16 protein-coding genes are annotated in these 18,121 nt (G+C 41.4%); 15 read left to right on the plus strand and 1 reads right to left on the minus strand.

Annotation, left to right across the window (positions count from 1 at the left end; genetic code table 4):
• Positions 1–2: 2 nt before the first annotated feature.
• On the plus strand, positions 3–410 hold the full coding sequence (locus F539_RS01200; RefSeq protein WP_010874569.1) for a DUF5426 family protein: 408 nt from the start codon (positions 3–5) through the stop codon (positions 408–410).
• A 104-nt stretch (positions 411–514) separates the two neighbouring features.
• Positions 515–3,607, plus strand: a complete 3,093-nt coding sequence (locus F539_RS01205; RefSeq protein WP_014325406.1) for a P116 family lipid acquisition surface protein — start codon at positions 515–517, stop codon at positions 3,605–3,607.
• Here the strand turns inward: F539_RS01205 and F539_RS01210 are convergent.
• Positions 3,604–4,020 (minus strand): MPN214 family protein, encoded by a 417-nt coding sequence (locus F539_RS01210; protein WP_010874571.1) that lies wholly within the window; start codon positions 4,018–4,020, stop codon positions 3,604–3,606. The genes F539_RS01205 and F539_RS01210 overlap by 4 nt on opposite strands.
• Before the next feature lie 275 nt (positions 4,021–4,295).
• On the opposite strand from F539_RS01210, the gene F539_RS01215 reads away from it, so the two are divergent.
• Genes F539_RS01215 through fusA form a run of 13 tightly spaced genes read left to right on the plus strand, consistent with a single transcriptional unit; the run spans position 4,296 to position 18,112 of the window.
• Complete coding sequence (locus F539_RS01215) at positions 4,296–5,465, plus strand: ABC transporter permease (protein ID WP_010874572.1); 1,170 nt, start codon at positions 4,296–4,298, stop codon at positions 5,463–5,465.
• Positions 5,458–6,588, plus strand: a complete 1,131-nt coding sequence (locus F539_RS01220) for an ABC transporter permease (RefSeq protein WP_010874573.1) — start codon at positions 5,458–5,460, stop codon at positions 6,586–6,588. Before F539_RS01215 ends, F539_RS01220 begins: the two co-directional genes overlap by 8 nt.
• A 1-nt stretch (position 6,589) precedes the next feature.
• On the plus strand, positions 6,590–7,861 hold the full coding sequence (locus F539_RS01225; RefSeq protein ID WP_014325407.1) for an ABC transporter ATP-binding protein: 1,272 nt from the start codon (positions 6,590–6,592) through the stop codon (positions 7,859–7,861).
• On the plus strand, positions 7,824–10,379 hold the full coding sequence (locus F539_RS01230; protein WP_014325408.1) for an ATP-binding cassette domain-containing protein: 2,556 nt from the start codon (positions 7,824–7,826) through the stop codon (positions 10,377–10,379). Before F539_RS01225 ends, F539_RS01230 begins: the two co-directional genes overlap by 38 nt.
• A 55-nt stretch (positions 10,380–10,434) precedes the next feature.
• Positions 10,435–10,848 carry a 50S ribosomal protein L11 gene (gene rplK, locus F539_RS01235; RefSeq protein ID WP_010874576.1) on the plus strand — a complete coding sequence of 138 codons (414 nt, stop codon included), beginning with the start codon at positions 10,435–10,437 and terminating at the stop codon, positions 10,846–10,848.
• Positions 10,848–11,528, plus strand: coding sequence for a 50S ribosomal protein L1 (gene rplA, locus F539_RS01240; protein WP_010874577.1), 681 nt, complete (start codon positions 10,848–10,850; stop codon positions 11,526–11,528). The genes rplK and rplA overlap by 1 nt, the downstream gene beginning before the upstream one ends.
• Positions 11,528–12,094 carry an aminoacyl-tRNA hydrolase gene (gene pth, locus F539_RS01245; protein WP_010874578.1) on the plus strand — a complete coding sequence of 189 codons (567 nt, stop codon included), beginning with the start codon at positions 11,528–11,530 and terminating at the stop codon, positions 12,092–12,094. Before rplA ends, pth begins: the two co-directional genes overlap by 1 nt.
• Entirely contained in the window at positions 12,087–12,956 is an 870-nt protein-coding gene (tilS, locus tag F539_RS01250) for a tRNA lysidine(34) synthetase TilS (protein ID WP_010874579.1), read from the plus strand. Before pth ends, tilS begins: the two co-directional genes overlap by 8 nt.
• On the plus strand, positions 12,957–13,895 hold the full coding sequence (gene hprK / locus F539_RS01255) for an HPr(Ser) kinase/phosphatase (RefSeq protein WP_010874580.1): 939 nt from the start codon (positions 12,957–12,959) through the stop codon (positions 13,893–13,895). It abuts the gene before it with no gap.
• Positions 13,885–15,054, plus strand: a complete 1,170-nt coding sequence (gene lgt, locus F539_RS01260; protein ID WP_010874581.1) for a prolipoprotein diacylglyceryl transferase — start codon at positions 13,885–13,887, stop codon at positions 15,052–15,054. Before hprK ends, lgt begins: the two co-directional genes overlap by 11 nt.
• A 28-nt stretch (positions 15,055–15,082) precedes the next feature.
• Positions 15,083–15,502, plus strand: a complete 420-nt coding sequence (gene rpsL / locus F539_RS01265) for a 30S ribosomal protein S12 (RefSeq protein ID WP_014325410.1) — start codon at positions 15,083–15,085, stop codon at positions 15,500–15,502.
• Positions 15,503–15,555: 53 nt separating this feature from the next.
• Positions 15,556–16,023, plus strand: coding sequence for a 30S ribosomal protein S7 (gene rpsG / locus F539_RS01270; protein WP_014325411.1), 468 nt, complete (start codon positions 15,556–15,558; stop codon positions 16,021–16,023).
• Between the two features lie 22 nt (positions 16,024–16,045).
• Positions 16,046–18,112 carry an elongation factor G gene (gene fusA / locus F539_RS01275; RefSeq protein ID WP_010874584.1) on the plus strand — a complete coding sequence of 689 codons (2,067 nt, stop codon included), beginning with the start codon at positions 16,046–16,048 and terminating at the stop codon, positions 18,110–18,112.
• The last annotated feature ends 9 nt before the right edge of the window (positions 18,113–18,121 follow it).

Here is an 18,121-nt window from a genome sequence, read left to right on the forward strand (position 1 = left end):
CAATGCGTAAACTAATTAAATTAAACGTCATTGTCTTTGTCTTGTTGTACTTGGGCGAGCTGTTTGCCAGCCTTTCGTTCAAGTTAATCAGTTGCCTCAAGACACGCAACCAGTACTCCTTAAACGGGTACTATGCGTTGTTTGTCTTTGTCAACATCATCCAAAAGATGGCTAACTCTTTCCAAAAGTTAGCTTCCTCAGTTGTGTTGTTTGAAACTGAAATTAACGAATTTTTAGTTCTCTTTACTGATACAAAGAATAAGCGTGAGGAGAGTGAACCAGTGCGCCAGGTGTCAACAACCCAAGAGTATCACCAGGTTACGCTCGACCAACAACACTACTTTAACCACAAACTGAGCGATTACTTCCGTTTGTTTAAGGACAAAACTTTCTTCTTTGAAATTATCTAGTTACTAAATTGACCTGAATTGCAACCTTTCAGGCACTTTTTACTGTTAGTAACTAGTCTTTTTTCATTTCAATATTTAAGTTTTTAATTTAACCAATTTTTACTATGAAGCTTAGTGCTATTATCTCCCTATCAGTCGCTGGTACTGTGGGAACAACTGCGGTGGTAGTACCTACAACTATAACGCTTGTAAATAAGACCCACCAAGTAGAACATGAATCAGAACAATCGGATTTTCAAGATATTCGCTTTGGTCTTAATAGTGTTAAGTTGCCAAAAGCACAGCCAGCTGCGGCAACTAGAATTACCGTGGAAAACGGGACTGATAAATTAGTCAACTATAAGTCCTCACCACAACAACTCTTTTTAGCGAAGAACGCGCTTAAGGATAAACTCCAAGGTGAGTTTGATAAATTCCTAAGTGATGCGAAGGCCTTCCCAGCGCTAACCGCTGATTTACAGGAATGGGTTGACCAACAGCTGTTTAATCCAAACCAAAGTTTCTTTGATTTAAGTGCGCCCAGGTCAAACTTTACCCTTTCATCTGACAAAAAGGCTAGTTTAGACTTTATCTTCCGCTTTACTAACTTCACCGAATCCGTTCAGTTGTTAAAACTACCAGAAGGTGTATCGGTTGTAGTTGACTCCAAACAAAGCTTTGATTACTATGTCAATGCTAGTGCCCAAAAATTATTAGTTCTACCGCTGTCTTTACCAGATTACACTTTGGGTTTAAACTATATGTTTGACCACATTACTTTAAACGGTAAGGTTGTCAATAAATTTAGTTTTAATCCGTTCAAAACGAATTTAAACCTCGCCTTTAGCAACGTTTACAATGGCGTTGATGTGTTTGAAGCACAAAAGAATTTAGTAGGTAAGGGTAAATACCTCAACACCCACGTGAAGGCTGAAGACGTAAAGAAGGACGTTAATGCCAACATTAAAAACCAATTTGACATTGCCAAAATTATCGCTGAGCTAATGGGTAAAGCCCTTAAAGAATTTGGCAATCAACAAGAAGGTCAACCATTATCCTTCCTAAAGGTAATGGATAAAGTTAAAGAAGATTTTGAAAAACTGTTTAACTTAGTCCGTCCTGGATTGGGTAAATTTGTTAAGGACTTAATCCAAAGTAGTAGTCAAGCAGAAAACAAGATAACTGTCTACAAGTTAATCTTTGACAACAAAAAGACCATCTTAAACCTACTTAAAGAGCTTTCCATTCCGGAATTAAACTCTTCTTTAGGTTTAGTGGACGTCTTGTTTGATGTCATTACTGACTCTGATGGTCTCTATGAAAGGTTGCAATCTTTCAAAGACTTAATCGTTCCAGCAGTTAAAACGAATGAAAAAACCGCGGCTTTAAGTCCATTAATTGAAGAGTTATTAACCCAAAAGGATACCTATGTGTTTGACTTAATTCAAAAACACAAGGGTATCTTGACTAACTTGTTAAAGAACTTCTTAGCTGATTTCCAAAAATCAACGCCGTTTATGGCTGATCAAGTAGCCATCTTCACTGAGTTATTTGACAACGAAGGTGCGTTTGATTTATTTGGTGAGGCTGACTTTGTTGACAAGATTGCCGAACTCTTCTTAACAAAGCGTACTGTTAAAAATGGTGAAAAAATTGAAACTAAAGATTCCCTACTGGTAACATCATTAAAGAGTCTTTTAGGGGAAAAGGTAGCTGCCTTAGATGATTTGTTAGATAGCTACATCTTTAAAAATGAATTACTTAACCGCAGTGTAGAAGTGGCTAAGGCTGAAGCTAAGGACACTAAAGGTGCTACCGATTACAAAAAGGAACAAGCTAAGGCGCTCAAAAAACTCTTTAAACACATTGGTGAAAACACTTTAAGTAAAACCAATCTCGATAAAATCACCTTAAAAGAAGTTAAAAACACCGAAAATGTTGAATTAGAAGAAACTGAAACAACCTTAAAGGTTAAAAAACTCGATGTTGAATACAAGGTAGAACTTGGCAACTTTGAAATCAAGAATGGCTTGATTAAGGCAATGCTCGAATTCTTGCCAGACCCTAAAGATTTAGAAACAACTTTAGATAAACTCTTGTTCAAAGGGGAAAGCTACAAAGCGATGAAAGACAAGTACATCAAGGAAGGTTTCCCTGGTTATGGTTGGGCTAAAGGAGTAGTCCCTGGGGCCTTTGAATCTATTGAAAATACTTTTAAGAGTGCTATTGATAAAACCAAGTCCATTCGTGATCTCTTTGGCGACATGCTCTTTGGTAACGATTTAAGCAGCGTTAAAGAAACTGATTCATTCATCACCCTAGGTGGTTCGTTCGACATTAAGTATGGCGGTGAAAATCTCAATGTGTTGCCAGCTTACTACTCTTTAATTAACAGCGAAATTGGCTATCAAATTATTGGTGTAGATACCACAATTGATGCAACTAAGGTAAAAGTTGAATTAAAAAACAAAGAGTATAAGGGTAAATCGCCAGCTATTAACGGTCAGGTGAAGTTGTCACAATCATTCTTTAATGTTTGGACAAATATGTTTGACAGCATTACCAAACAAATCTTCCAAAAGAAATACGAGTTCAAAGATAACATCCAAGTGTTTGCGCGAAACGAAGATAACACATCACGTTTAGAACTTGACATTTCTGATCCTGAACAACGGGTAATTCCATTTGCTTTTGTTGATGGCTTTGGCATTCAACTCAAAGCAGTTGACAAAAACATTACGAAAGAAGCAGGTAATACTGAGCCAAAATCTCCTGTAATTCAACTTTATGAGGCACTTAATAAAGAAAAAGATCAAAAACAACAAAGTAAACAATCTCCAAAACAACTTGATACTAAAACACAGTTGGGTTACCTATTGAAATTAGGCGACAATTGGAGTAAAGATGATTACAAAAGCTTAATTGATGATACGATCATCAATAACAACTATTTAGAGGCCAGCTTTAATTCCAAGATAACGGTTGATCGCTTGGGTATTCCTATTGACCTTTGATTGTTTAAGATTTGACCTAAGTTCAATTTGGAAATCCCAATGCAAGGTTCCTTACAACTTTACAGTAGTAGTGTTATCTTCCCATACGGTATTTATGACACCAGTGTTCAAGATGCTACGAAGATTGTGAAGCGTCTGAACTTTACTGACATGGGCTTCAAACTCAACGATCCAAAACCTAACTTCTGGTTCGTTGGTTTTTAGAGCAGACTAACTACTATACTGATTAAGCTACCTAGAAGGTAAAGCGAGAAGTTCATCCACCAAAACCCGCGGGTTTGTTTACGGTAGGATGAACTTTTTGCTTTATACTCGTCAAAACTAATGTTGGGCTTGGCGTATATACTACCTAGTTTTAGATATTGGTTAAACTTGCTAATTTCGTACCGTGCTCCATCACAGGTCTTTAAGCGCACTATACCTTGGAGACACACAAGCAATCAAACAACGACAAAACTAACAACACAACTGTTTTTCAGAATTAGGTTAATGTTGTTAGTTTTATTGAAAAAAACGGTTAAATTCAAAATGGCGAAGAAAAGCACAATGTAAATTGTGCTTACTATTAACCCGCCGTATTCACGCGGCTTCGAATTTGTGGTTTGTGTACCTAACATGTACTTACTAGTATCGTTTTTTTGTAGAATGTTTTGAACCACTAACAATGTTTTTAGCGACTAAAATGCTGTTTGACTCCGAGTGGAAACCGATTATAAATCGCGTTTCCCTGTAGCCATCTGCACTTTTAGTTGGACTGGTTACATCAAATCTTTCAGGTAACCAGAATATTAGCATGCTGAGGGACCTGAGAACCAGGTTCCTTTTTCTTTTTTATTAGTATTCGAAAGTGTTCAAGTATATTATTAAACGTTTGGGTTTGGCAGTGTTAGCGATGTTTATCGTGATGACCATTGTCTTCTTTTTGGTTAACTCCACAGGTCAAACGCCCTTATCAGCAACCTCTTCTAAGGATTTGGAGGCTGTCAAAACACAACTAGATGCCTTTGGTTTTAACGATCCGTTAATTGTGCGATATGGTCGTTACTGACAAACCCTCTTTTCAGGTAGTTTGGGTACTTATTACAGCTCCCCGAACCAAACAATTGACCAAATTGTCTTTGGTCGGGTACCTAACACCCTTTACGTTGTTTTAATTTCTTTCTTTATCGGCTCTTTGTTGGGCATTATCTTCGGGATGATTTCCGGATTATTCCGTGGCAAGTTAATTGATGCGGTAATTAACGTGCTCGTTGTTTTATTTGTTTCGATTCCTTCCTTTGTGGTTGGTTTAGGTTTACTTAAGGCAGCTGGTTTGTTCCGTTTACCACCGCGCTTTATTAACTTCGATGATGCTAACTTTAACTTTGGTAACTTCTTGTTAGCCTCCATTATTCCTATTTTATCCTTGGTATTTTACACCTCAGCGGCCTTTACTTATCGGGTACGGAATGAGGTCGTGGAAGTAATGAACCAGGACTACATAAAAACAGCACGTAGTAAAGGTTTGAGTACTTTTGCTGTAGCGCTTTACCACATCTTCCGTAACTCAATTATTCCTTCTGTACCTTTATTTGTCTTTGGGATCTCTGGTGCCTTTTCGGGTGGTTTTATTATTGAATCCTTATTTGGTGTTCAGGGGGTATCACGGATCTTAATTGACTCGGTGCAAAGTAACGAAACTAACCTCGTGATGTTTAACATTATGTTCATCCAGGGGATTCCCTTACTAGCAAGTGTCTTCATTGAGTTGATTTATGTCCTAGTGGATCCTAGGATTCGGATTGCTAGTGCCGGTGGGGTGAGTCTGTGAACTAAGCTTAAGTTTGTTTATTTACGCCAAGCTTGATTGCGTAAGTGAAGACGGATTAACCACACTAATTCCCACAATGTGTTGTTCAATTCGCCCCAACACCGCCAGCTGTTAGAGCTCAAAGCAATTGATTACAAGCACAATACCATTAGCTTAACTGAACAGCAAAAAACCACCCTTAAAATTGAACCAACTGCTAACTTTGTTTTGTTAGGAACTAAATGTTTAAAGATTATTACGATCCATGGATAAGCACCAAAAATTTGACCAAAGCCTGTTTCAACGGGTAGACATTAATGTCTTAAAACGCTCTGACCAGTTGATTGGCAAACCAACCACTAACTTTGTCGAAATTATGAAGCGGTTGTTCCAAAATAAGTGAGCAATCCTCTTCTTTTTACTGATTGTGCTAATTATTTTGTTAGCCATCATTGTACCCTTAGCATCACCTTATTCAGCCGTTACTCCAGTATCGAACAACGCTTTGGCACAGAACCTACCACCACGATACCTCTGGAACGGCGCGGGTGACATTCAAGTAGAGAAAATTACGGCACGCTCGATTGCTGAAGTGGCCCAATCAAGTGGTGTTTTGGTAGGGAAATTACCGGAGGCAAGTAGCAATCCACTCGCTACTAACGTTAAGTACAACATTGCGCCTTACCAACTAGCAGAGCTGAAAAACTACTATCCATTATTAGGCACTAACGGTTTAGGGGTTGATATTTGAACTTTACTGTGAGCCAGTATGGCCAAGTCACTCTGAATTGCGATTGTGGTAGCCTTAGTTTCAATGGTCTTCGGCACCATTTACGGCGCGATTGCTGGGAGCTTTGTTGGACGCGCTGCTGACAACATTATGAGCCGGATCATTGAAATTATTGATTTGGTTCCTTCAATTCTCTGGATCATTGTCTTGGGAGCAACATTCCGCTTTGGTGGGGTAAAACAATTTGATGACAGTGTGGTGATCTTTACCTTAATCTTTGTCTTTTGGACCTGACCCGCTGCTACCACAAGGATCTACATCTTAAAGAATAAGGATACGGAGTACATCCAAGCAGCGCGTACCTTAGGAGCAAAACAAATTCGCATTATTTTTGTCCACATGCTACCAGTTGTAACTGGTCGTTTAGCAGTCGTCTTTGTGAGTTTGATTCCCGCTGTGATTGGTTATGAAGCATCACTGGTTTTCTTAGGGCTTAAACCTGCTACCGAAGTGGGACTTGGTGCTTTATTAAACCAGGTCACCAGTAGTGGTAACATAGCACTGATTACCAGCTCAATTGTGAGCTTTGCAATTCTCACCGTTTCGACCCGCGTGTTTGCTAACGCTTTAAATGACGCAATTGACCCACGGGTAATAAGGAGGTAATATGGCACTAAAAGCAACTAATTTTTTTACAGAACCAGAGTACAAACTGCAGGATGATTTGATCTTAGACATCCGTGATCTTCACGTGAGTTTTAAGGTTAAAGACGGCATTATGCAAGCTGTCCGTGGTGTTGATCTCAAAGTCAAAAAGGGCGCCATTGTCGGCATTGTGGGCGAATCTGGTAGTGGTAAATCGGTCTGTGTTAAGTCGATTATTGGCTTTAACGATGGCGCAAAAACGACCGCTAAGTTAATGAACTTTAAGAACATTGACATTAGCAAGATTAAAAAGCACCAGTGACAGTACTACCGTGGCACGTACGTGTCTTACATTTCCCAAGATCCACTGTTCTCGTTAAACCCCACCATGACCATCGGTCGCCAGGTTAAAGAAGCGATTTATGTGTCGTGTAAGCGCCGATATTACCAAACTAAGAGTGACCTCAAATACGATTTGCAAACAGAACGAATTGACCTGGACACTTACAAGGAAAAACTAGCACAAGCCAAGGAAACTTACAAAGCTAAAACGACTAAGGCGGCGGTCCATGCAAAAACGCTAGAAATCCTTAACTTCATTGGCATTGACCAAGCTGAAAAGCGCTTAAAGGCCTTTCCAAGTGAGTTTTCCGGGGGAATGCGGCAACGGATTGTGATCGCGATTGCCGTAGCCACCGAACCGGATTTAATTATTGCCGATGAACCGACCACGGCGTTGGATGTGACCATCCAAGCGAAGGCGTTGAACCTAATTAAACAGCTGCGTGACCTGCTCAACATTACCATTATTTTTATTAGTCACAACATCTCGTTAATTGCTAATTTCTGTGACTTTGTATACGTAATGTACGCTGGTCGATTAGTGGAAAAGGGCTTAGTTGAGGAAATCTTTACCAATCCGGTGCACCCCTACACTTGGGCATTAATGGCTTCTATCCCTGAAGGTACGGACAAAAACGCTCCGCTAACCTCAATTCCTGGGTATATTCCCAATATGTTATCCCCGCCTAAGGGCGATGCCTTTGCAGCGCGGAACCAGTTTGCACTTGCCATTGATTTCGAGCACCAACCGCCGTTCTTTGATGTAACGGAAACTCATAAGGCCGCTACCTGGCTACTCCATCCCCAAGCACCGAAGGTAGAGATGCCCGCCGATGTCAAGGAAAAGATTGCCATTACCCGCAAAGCACTCGCCATTAAAATGCCATCTCAACCTGTAAAACAACCAAAAAGCAATGGAAACAAAAAAACAAAAACAAAATCCGCTCGTTAATGTTAAAGCCTTGAGCATGTTGTTCAAGGTCCGCGGTAGCTTCTTTAAAGCCTTAGATGAAATTGACTTTACCGTCAATGAAGGTGACTTCTTTGGGGTCATTGGCGAATCGGGTAGTGGTAAGTCAACCACGGGGAAGTGTTTAATCCGGTTAAATATCCCGAGTGGCGGTAAGGTGGAAATTGCTAACCACCTTATTTCTGGTAAAAAACTAACGCGCGAAAACGACCACTGGTTAAAGCAAAACGTGCAGATGGTCTTTCAAGACCCATACTCTTCTTTAAACCCTACCAAGAATGTTTTAACGGTCATTTCCGAACCGTTAGTAATTACCAAAACGGTGTATGGTGAGGTAAAGGAATATCTTAAAACGCTCGCTAAACTGTCCTTTAAAACCAAGAAGGAATTGTTAAGGGAAGACTTTGAACTGGAAACCCAGTTTTACGAAAAGTTCTTTTCAAAGGTACTGTTTCACTTAGAAACTACGATTAACAAGTTTGCCCTACTCCAAGAGAGTAATAACAATAGTTCAGCCGAGTTAGCACAAACCATTTTGGGTCACACTGATGATCTAATTGAAGCATTACGGCAAGAGTTCGGTCTGGTCTATGAGTTTTCCTCATCCCAAAGCGAACCGCTACAAAAGGCCCTCAAAGACAAACAGGAAACCTTAGCACAGGACACGATTGACAAGTTAAAGCAAGAGCTGTATACAACGCAGCAAAAAGCTAAAGTTTCCACCCAGGCCTTTGCTACTTGACAAAAGTTGCAACAAACTAAGCAGAACTTAAAAGCGTACCGTGCCCAAATGGCGGAAGAGTTGCAAAACAAACCACGGATTTACCTCAATGCATGGTTGTTAACAACGAAGAACTACATTAAGGATTCACGCCAAAACACGCAGTTAACTGACGATGTCTTTGCTTTTTCTTACAACGACATGGTCGACAAAAAGCGCCGCTTAGTGTTAGTGTTATCGGAGTATTACAAGGCGTTGCCGTTCTTTTATGACAATTGGATCCACCAGAACGCCGATCGTTTTGATGAATTGACCAACGCAGTCTTCTTTGACTTGATTGATGTGGTGATTGCCTTAAACCGTGATTTTGCTAATGTGGAGAGTGACGCTAAGGCCGAGTTAATCCGTTTTGTTCAGTTTATCCGTCGCTTGTGTGACTTACGCTTTGCTGCTTTGAAAAAGAGTTTTAAGAAGCAAACTAACTATAGTTTTGACTTTAACCGCGAAACCGAGTTGTTATACGCCAACAGCTGTTATGACATTAAGGAGCTCCCCCAAGTAATCCAACCATACTGGGAAAAGCTCTTTAGTGATGCTAACTATGACAAGATTGCCAAATCAGTGCAGGAACTCAACGATATTATTAGCACTGACATTGAAAAGGCATCGAATATAGCCAGTGAAATTAATACCAAGATTAGTAGTTTTAAAACTGAAATTGCGGAGTTAAAAGCTACCTTTAAAACAGAAAAAAAAGCAGAAGATCACAGTGCCCAAATTACTGGCTTAAAAACGCAAATTGCTGAAATTCAAACGCAAATCAAGCAGCAAAAACGCGAAGTCCAAAGTACCGAAAAGGCCGCTTTAAAACCAGTATTAAAGCAGTACAAGAGTGCGCTGCACCTCTATAAACGCTTTAAACAGTTGTTACGCCAATTTACCAAGCAGTTAAACCTCCTTGTCAAAAAACAGCAGGAATTAGAAAAGATTGAGGAAGGCTTGGATCTAACCATTTGAGAGCGGATCCAACTGTTGTTCCACCCGGTCGAAGGTGATCTCAAGAGTGAACTCAAAACACGCTTAAAGTCGTTTGGGGTGATTAACTTTGAGTACAAACGGGCTGTGCGTGAATCCCGTGTCTTTCGCTTAGTCCACTTTGGTCATGACGTGATGAAGTGAGGATTGTTCTTACCATTGACCAAGATCTTCATGCGTAACAAGGTGTATGAAGCATTAGACAGTGTGGGCCTCAAACGCGAGCACGCTTATCGCTATCCGCACGAGTTTTCTGGGGGTCAGCGGCAACGGATTGCGATTGCCCGCGCTTTAATTACCAAACCTAAGTTAATTATTGCAGATGAGCTTATTAGTGCTTTGGATGTATCCATTCAAGCGCAGGTGATTAACATCTTGAAGGACTTGGCTAAAAAACACAACTTAACGGTGCTCTTTATTGCCCACGACCTTTCGATGGTACAAACAGTGTGCAACCGTTTAATTATTATGCACCGCGGCAAAATTGTGGAACGGGGTAGTACGGATGAAATCTTCGCGCACCCGGTCCACCCTTACACCCGTTCCTTGATTAAGGCATCGCCAAAGTTGAGTAAGATTAACATTGACCTAGCCTCCTTTGACGAGAAGTTTACGTATGACAGTGATTATTCACTCACGAATATGCCAAGCTTCTTGAAGGTGCCAAATACCCAAGAACACGAGTTGTACTGTACTCAAGGCCAGTTTGACAGTTGGATCAAAGGAGCAAGTCGGATAAATTAATTTAAAATTTCTAGCAAATTGTGGGAGCTAGTTTAGCGTTATTACCACACCAATTATGGCAAAAAAGACTATTACAAGAATCGCTAAGATTAACCTCTTAGGCGGGCAAGCAAAGCCCGGTCCCGCACTCGCATCTGTTGGGATTAACATGGGTGAATTCACCAAACAATTTAACGAAAAAACCAAGGACAAACAGGGCGAAATGATCCCCTGTGTGATCACCGCTTACAACGATAAGTCGTTCGACTTTATCTTAAAAACTACCCCAGTTAGCATCTTGCTTAAGCAGGCTGCAAAACTGGAAAAGGGGGCGAAAAACGCCAAAACAATTGTGGGTAAGATTACGATGGCCAAGGCCAAGGAAATTGCGCAGTACAAGTTAGTGGATCTGAACGCTAACACCGTGGAAGCAGCCCTTAAAATGGTTTTAGGTACTGCTAAACAAATGGGAATCGAGGTGATCGAATAATGGCTAAACTATCAAAGAAAATGAAGATAGCTGTTGGTTTGGTCGATAAAACCAAGCTGTACCCGCTCCAAGAAGCAGTTGATTTAGTCAAAAAAACTTCAATTACCAAATTTAATGGCTCAGTTGATATTGCCGTTAGCCTTAATTTAGACACCACCAAGGCGGAACAACAGCTCCGCGGTGCGATTGCTTTTCCTCACAGTGTTGGCAAACCAATCCGTATTCTAGCGATCACCGATGATGAAAAGGCGGCACTGGAAGCAGGTGCTGACTTTGTTGGTGGCATTGACAAGATCAATGACATTAAAAACGGTTGACTAGACTTTGACCTGATCATCACTTCTCCAAAGTTTATGGCCGCATTAGGTAAACTCGGGAAGCTGTTAGGTACCAAGGGTTTAATGCCTAACCCAAAAACAGAAACCGTTACTGATGATGTTCCAGCTGCTGTACGCGCTTACAAGAAGGGGAAAAAGGAATACCGCGCTGACAGCTTTGGTAACATCCACATGTCCTTAGGCCGCGTGGACAGTGCGTCCAACCACTTGGTTGAAAACGCTTTGGCACTGCTTGATCTCATTAAATCACGTAAACCAGCAACCGTTAAAGGAATTTACATTAAGAACATTGCCTTGACCACTACCATGGGTCCGAGCTTAAAGGTTAAGCTCCCTGATTAATGGACAAGTTGCGCCTCGTTGTTGGTTTAGGTAATTTAGGTAAGCAGTACGCTGAAACCCGTCATAACGCGGGGTTTAAGGTAATTGATCGTTTACTAAGCCTTTACCATGTCCAGTTAGAGGAACGCAACAACTTAGGTGAATTCATCCTTTTAAGAAAACATAAGGTAGTGTTAGCTAAGCCAAACACTTACATGAACCACAGTGGTAAGTTTGTTAAATGAGCTTGTCAAAACTGAAACATTAAACCAGATAAGGTAATGGTGGTTTATGATGAATTAGCCTTCCCGTTAGGTACTGTTCGACTAAAAATGCAGGGTTCAGCCAACAATCATAATGGCATAAAATCAGTAATTGCGCATTTAAATACTGAACACTTCAACCGCCTCCGGTTCGGAATTAAGTCCGATAATACTAGTAACATTCTCCATGAAGTGGTAATGTCGGAGTTTACCCCAGCCGAGCGTAATTTACTTGAAACAGCGCTTACAAAAGCGATTGAAGCACTCAAGGGTTACATTGATGGTGTGACAATGCTTAAATTAATGGAAGTTTTCAATGCCTAAAACACAATACATAGCTGGAGTATCAGGTGGTCCTGATTCAATGTTGTTGTTAAAACTGTACCACAAGAAGATTGCCTGTGTTGTACACGTTAACTACAATAAGCGGACTACTGCACTCCGCGACCAAAAAATGGTCGAAGAATACTGTAAACAGCTCAAAGTGCCCCTCATTGTGCACACGGTACCTGAAGATACCGTTTGAAAGAAAAACTTTCAAGCACAAGCTAGAAAAATTCGCTTTGAACAGTTTCAAAAAGCAGCTAGCCTTTATAAAGTAGATAAGCTGCTGTTAGCCCACCACCGCGATGATTTTATCGAACAGGCCAAAATGCAGTTGGACGCACGCAAGCGTGCCATGTATTATGGCATTAAAACACGTGGCGAATTGTATGGGATGAAGGTCTATCGTCCCTTTATTAAGTACTGAAAAAACGAGATCTTAGCCTTGTGTGAAGAACACAAAGTGCCTTATGGTATTGATGAAACCAACGCGCAGCCAATTTACAAACGTAATCAGGTACGCCAGGAGATCGCTAACTGATCGAAGGAAGAGAAGGAGGAGTTTTACATTGGTGTGTGCGCCATGAACCGCGTCATTGGTCAAAAGCTCTTTTCCTTAATGAAACGTGCAAAACAGTGGTTAGCTCATCCTGATGTACGTGAATTAAAGCGTTACCCACTTCCCGATCAACGTCAGTTGGTTTACAGCTTTTTAATTACCCACCACATTGATGTAACGGGGGACAAGATTGATGCCATTTTAGACTTTATCCAACCGTTTCAACAAAAGCATTACCGTCTCAAGGATGAGATCTTCTTATCCATTAAAGACGAACGGCTAACTTTACTGTACAAGAGTTAGATGAAAAAGTTATTAGTCAAGGAGTTAATCGAACAATTTCAGGATTGTGTTAACCTCATTGATGGGCACACTAACACCAGTAATGTAATTAGAGTACCCGGATTAAAGCGGGTGGTGTTTGAAATGCTGGGGTTGTTTTCCAGCCAAATTGGCTCGGTAGCCATTTTGGGCAAACGCGAATTTGGCTTTTTGAGTCAAAAAACGCTGGTTGAACAACAGCAAATTCTCCACAACTTACTCAAACTCAACCCACCAGCGATTATTTTGACCAAGTCCTTTACTGACCCCACGGTACTTTTACAGGTTAACCAGACTTATCAGGTACCGATCCTAAAGACCGATTTCTTTTCCACGGAACTTTCCTTTACGGTCGAAACCTACATTAACGAACAGTTTGCTACTGTTGCACAAATTCACGGCGTCTTGCTGGAAGTTTTTGGTGTAGGTGTCTTATTAACTGGTCGCAGTGGCATTGGTAAATCGGAGTGTGCCTTAGATCTAATTAACAAGAACCACCTCTTTGTCGGTGATGATGCGATTGAAATATACCGTTTGGGTAATCGCTTGTTTGGTCGCGCGCAGGAAGTAGCGAAAAAGTTTATGGAAATCCGTGGTCTTGGTATTATTAACGTCGAGCGCTTTTACGGATTGCAAATTACTAAACAGCGCACCGAAATCCAGTTAATGGTGAACTTACTGAGTTTAGAAAAACAAACGACCGTGACCTTTGAGCGTTTAGGTACCGAATTGAAAAAACAACGTTTACTCGGAGTTGATTTGAGCTTTTATGAAATTCCGATTTCCCCCGGGCGGAAGACGAGTGAAATCATTGAAAGCGCTGTAATTGATTTTAAACTTAAGCACAGTGGCTATAACTCTGCTTTAGACTTTATTGAAAACCAGAAGGCCATTTTAAAACGTAAAAAAGATGAATCCTAGTGTTAGTAGCAGACCACCATGATCAACGGCCTTTTACTTAGGGCCGGGTTTTCCTATTCAATGGTATGGGATCATAGTCGCAATTGGGATTGCCTTTGGCATCTTAATGTTTGTCTTGAAGTTAATTTACTTTTACAAGATTCAAGATAACAGCTTTTACTTCTTTATCTTCATTGCAGTTTTAACAATGGTATTGGGCGCACGAGCTTGGTATTTTTTGATTGAAGCGGTTGATGGTCGTTCAAGTGGGAGCAACTTCTTTGACTTCCGCAACGGTGGGTTAGCAATCCAAGGTGGTGTGTTGTTAACTACGTTAGCGGGGATTATCTACTTTAACGTCTTTTTAAACATGAAGACGACCAAAACCAAAACCACCGCTAAACTATTAAACAACAAGAACCAGATTAAAACGGTTTATGTCGAGCGTAACATCTCAGTGTTTGTGATGTTGGATCTCATCGCTCCCTGTGTGTTAATTGGTCAAGCCATTGGTCGTTGGGGTAACTTCTTTAACGCGGAAGTTTATGGCGCAGCTTTAGTGGGTTCCAAAAATGATACCCTGTCAGCTGCTAACACCACCTGGGGCTTTTTAAGAATCTTAATGCCCAAAGTGTGGGACGGAATGTTTATCAATGGTAGCTTCCGCATTCCGCTTTTCTTAATCGAATCGTTCTTTAACACGATCTTCTTTGTCTTTATCTACTTTGTAATGGACCACATTAAGGGGATCCGCAGTGGGACAATTGGCTTTAGTTACTTCTTAGCGACTGGCATAGTTCGCTTAATCTTGGAAACGCAGCGTGATGAAGCGTTTAAGTACAATACCTCGATTGTGTTTAGTGCACTCTTAATTTTGGTGGGAATAGTAGGGATTATTTACTGTCAAACGTTAGCAATTAAATTGCGTGGTTATTTCTGAACTTACTTCTTCCTATACGGTTGGTACAAGGTAGCCGCTTTCTTTACTACCTTATTTATGAAGGATAGGACACAGGCTTGTTCTAGTAAGTTTGCATTTTACGAAAAGAGCTTACCTGAAAAGGAACGTTCCTTCTTTCAGTTGAAGTACTACAACGATGTTTTACCACCGAAAATTTACCGTTTGTACGACCATGAAATGCTCATGTTTGACAAGCTAGAAGCAGTGCCGGAAGCTTAGATTGTGTTACAATATTCGCGCTGTCTTTATGGCTACAATCGCACAATTAATTAGAAAACCGCGGAAAAAGAAGAAGGTTAAATCTAAATCACCCGCTTTACATTACAACCTCAATTTACTCAACAAAAAGGTAACCAACGTGTATTCACCACTTAAACGTGGTGTGTGTACCCGGGTTGGTACCATGACTCCAAAAAAACCGAACTCTGCTTTGCGCAAATATGCCAAGGTAAGACTTACTAACGGTTTTGAGGTGTTGGCTTATATCCCTGGTGAAGGACACAACCTCCAAGAACACAGTGTAACGCTACTCCGTGGCGGTCGGGTGAAAGACCTCCCTGGTGTGCGTTACCACATTGTTCGTGGTACCTTAGACACTGTTGGTGTGGAAAAACGCCGTCAACAACGTTCAGCTTACGGGGCTAAGAAACCAAAAGCCAAGTCCTAATATCTTAAATTCCTTTTTTTACGAAAAACATTAACTCAATCAATTAACTTTATATGCGAAAAAATCGTGCTCCCAAACGGACTGTTTTACCCGATCCCGTTTTTAACAATACGCTGGTAACCCGGATTATTAACGTCATCATGGAAGATGGCAAGAAGGGTTTAGCACAACGAATCTTATACGGTGCTTTTGATCTCATTGAACAACGCACTAAAGAAAAACCCTTAACCGTGTTTGAACGCGCTGTGGACAACGTGATGCCGCGCTTGGAACTCCGGGTACGGCGGATTGCGGGATCCAACTATCAGGTACCTACCGAAGTACCTCAAGACCGCAAGATTGCTCTAGCACTCCGTTGAATTGCAATGTTTGCGCGTAAGCGTCATGAAAAAACGATGTTAGAGAAGATTGCTAACGAAATTATTGATGCATCGAATAATACTGGTGCAGCCATTAAAAAGAAGGACGATACGCATAAGATGGCTGAAGCCAACAAGGCCTTTGCCCACATGCGTTGGTAATAGAGAATAGAGTTAGTTATTTATGGCGCGTACAGTAGATTTAATTAACTTCCGTAATTTCGGAATTATGGCCCACATTGATGCGGGTAAAACCACCACCTCAGAGCGAATTTTATTTCACTCAGGCCGAATCCACAAGATTGGGGAAACCCATGACGGGGAGTCCGTGATGGACTGGATGGAGCAGGAAAAGGAACGCGGTATTACGATTACCTCCGCAGCTACTTCAGTTAGTTGGAAGAACTGCAGCTTAAACCTAATTGACACCCCCGGTCACGTTGACTTTACCGTAGAAGTAGAACGCAGTCTCCGTGTCCTTGATGGTGCCATTGCTGTGTTAGATGCTCAAATGGGGGTAGAACCACAAACCGAAACGGTGTGACGCCAAGCATCGCGTTACGAAGTGCCCCGGATTATCTTTGTCAATAAGATGGACAAAACGGGGGCTAACTTCGAGCGTTCTGTACAATCGATTCAACAGCGCTTAGGAGTAAAGGCGGTACCTATCCAATTACCAATTGGTGCGGAAAACGACTTTAACGGCATTATTGACCTGATTGAAGAGAAAGTTTACTTCTTTGATGGTGGTAAGGAAGAAAAGGCCGAGGAAAAACCAATTCCCGACCAGTTTAAGGATCAGGTCAAACAAATGCGTGCGCACCTAGTGGAAGAGGTGGCTAACTTTGACGATCAGTTAATGGCTGATTACCTTGAAGGTAAGGAAATTAGTATTGCCGACATCAAGCGCTGTATCCGCAAAGGGGTAATAGGTTGTCAGTTCTTCCCGGTGCTTTGTGGTTCTGCCTTTAAAAACAAGGGGATCAAACTGTTATTGGATGCTGTAGTAGATTTCTTACCTTCCCCAGTTGACGTACCGCAAGCCAAGGCTTATGGTGAAGATGGCAATGAGGTGTTAATCTCGGCTAGTGATGATGCACCGTTTGTTGGTTTAGCCTTTAAGGTAGCGACTGACCCATTTGTGGGACGTTTAACCTTTGTCCGCGTTTACTCCGGAGTACTTAAGTCCGGTTCTTACGTTAAGAATGTAAGAAAGAACAAAAAGGAACGGGTATCACGTTTGGTAAAAATGCACGCGCAGAACCGCAATGAAATCGAGGAAATTCGTGCTGGTGATATCTGTGCTATTATTGGATTAAAGGACACCACTACTGGAGAAACCCTAGTTGATGACAAGATTGATGTCCAACTAGAAGCGATGCAGTTCGCACAACCCGTGATCTCTTTAGCGGTGGAACCAAAAACCAAGGCAGATCAGGAAAAAATGTCGATTGCACTCTCGAAGTTAGCGGAAGAAGATCCGACCTTTAAGACCTTCACTGATCCCGAAACTGGGCAAACGATTATTGCGGGAATGGGTGAATTGCACCTAGACATCCTAGTGGATCGGATGCGCCGCGAGTTTAAGGTTGAAGTTAATGTGGGCGCACCACAAGTAAGCTTCCGTGAAACCTTCAATAAAGAAAGTGAAGTTGAGGGTAAATACATTAAACAATCGGGTGGCCGCGGTCAGTATGGTCATGTCAAGATTCGCTTTGAACCAAACAAGGACAAGGGCTTTGAGTTTGTCGACAAGATTGTTGGTGGTCGGATTCCGCGTGAGTACATTAAACCAGTGCAAGCGGGTTTGGAAAACGCTATGGCATCAGGTCCGCTAGCTGGTTATCCGATGATTGACATCAAAGCTACCTTGTTTGATGGTTCGTTCCACGAAGTTGATTCGAGTGAAATGGCCTTCAAGATTGCGGCATCCTTAGCTTTAAAAGAGGCGGGCAAGGTATGTAGTCCGGTACTGTTAGAGCCAATTATGGCAATTGAAGTGACGGTGCCAGAACAATACTTTGGGGACACCATGGGTGACATATCATCGAGAAGAGGTCTCATTGAGGGGACTGAACAACGTGATAACGTGCAGGTAATTAAGGCCAAAGTACCACTCAAAGAGATGTTTGGTTACGCCACTGATTTACGTTCCTTCTCTCAAGGTCGGGGTAACTATGTGATGCAGTTTAGCCATTACGCTGAAACCCCTAAGAGTGTGGTGAATGAGATAATTGCCACCAAGAAATAGCAAAATAGA

Origin of the sequence: Mycoplasmoides pneumoniae FH, from assembly GCF_001272835.1 — a bacterium.
Taxonomy (GTDB): domain Bacteria; phylum Bacillota_I; class Bacilli_A; order Mycoplasmatales; family Mycoplasmoidaceae; genus Mycoplasmoides; species Mycoplasmoides pneumoniae.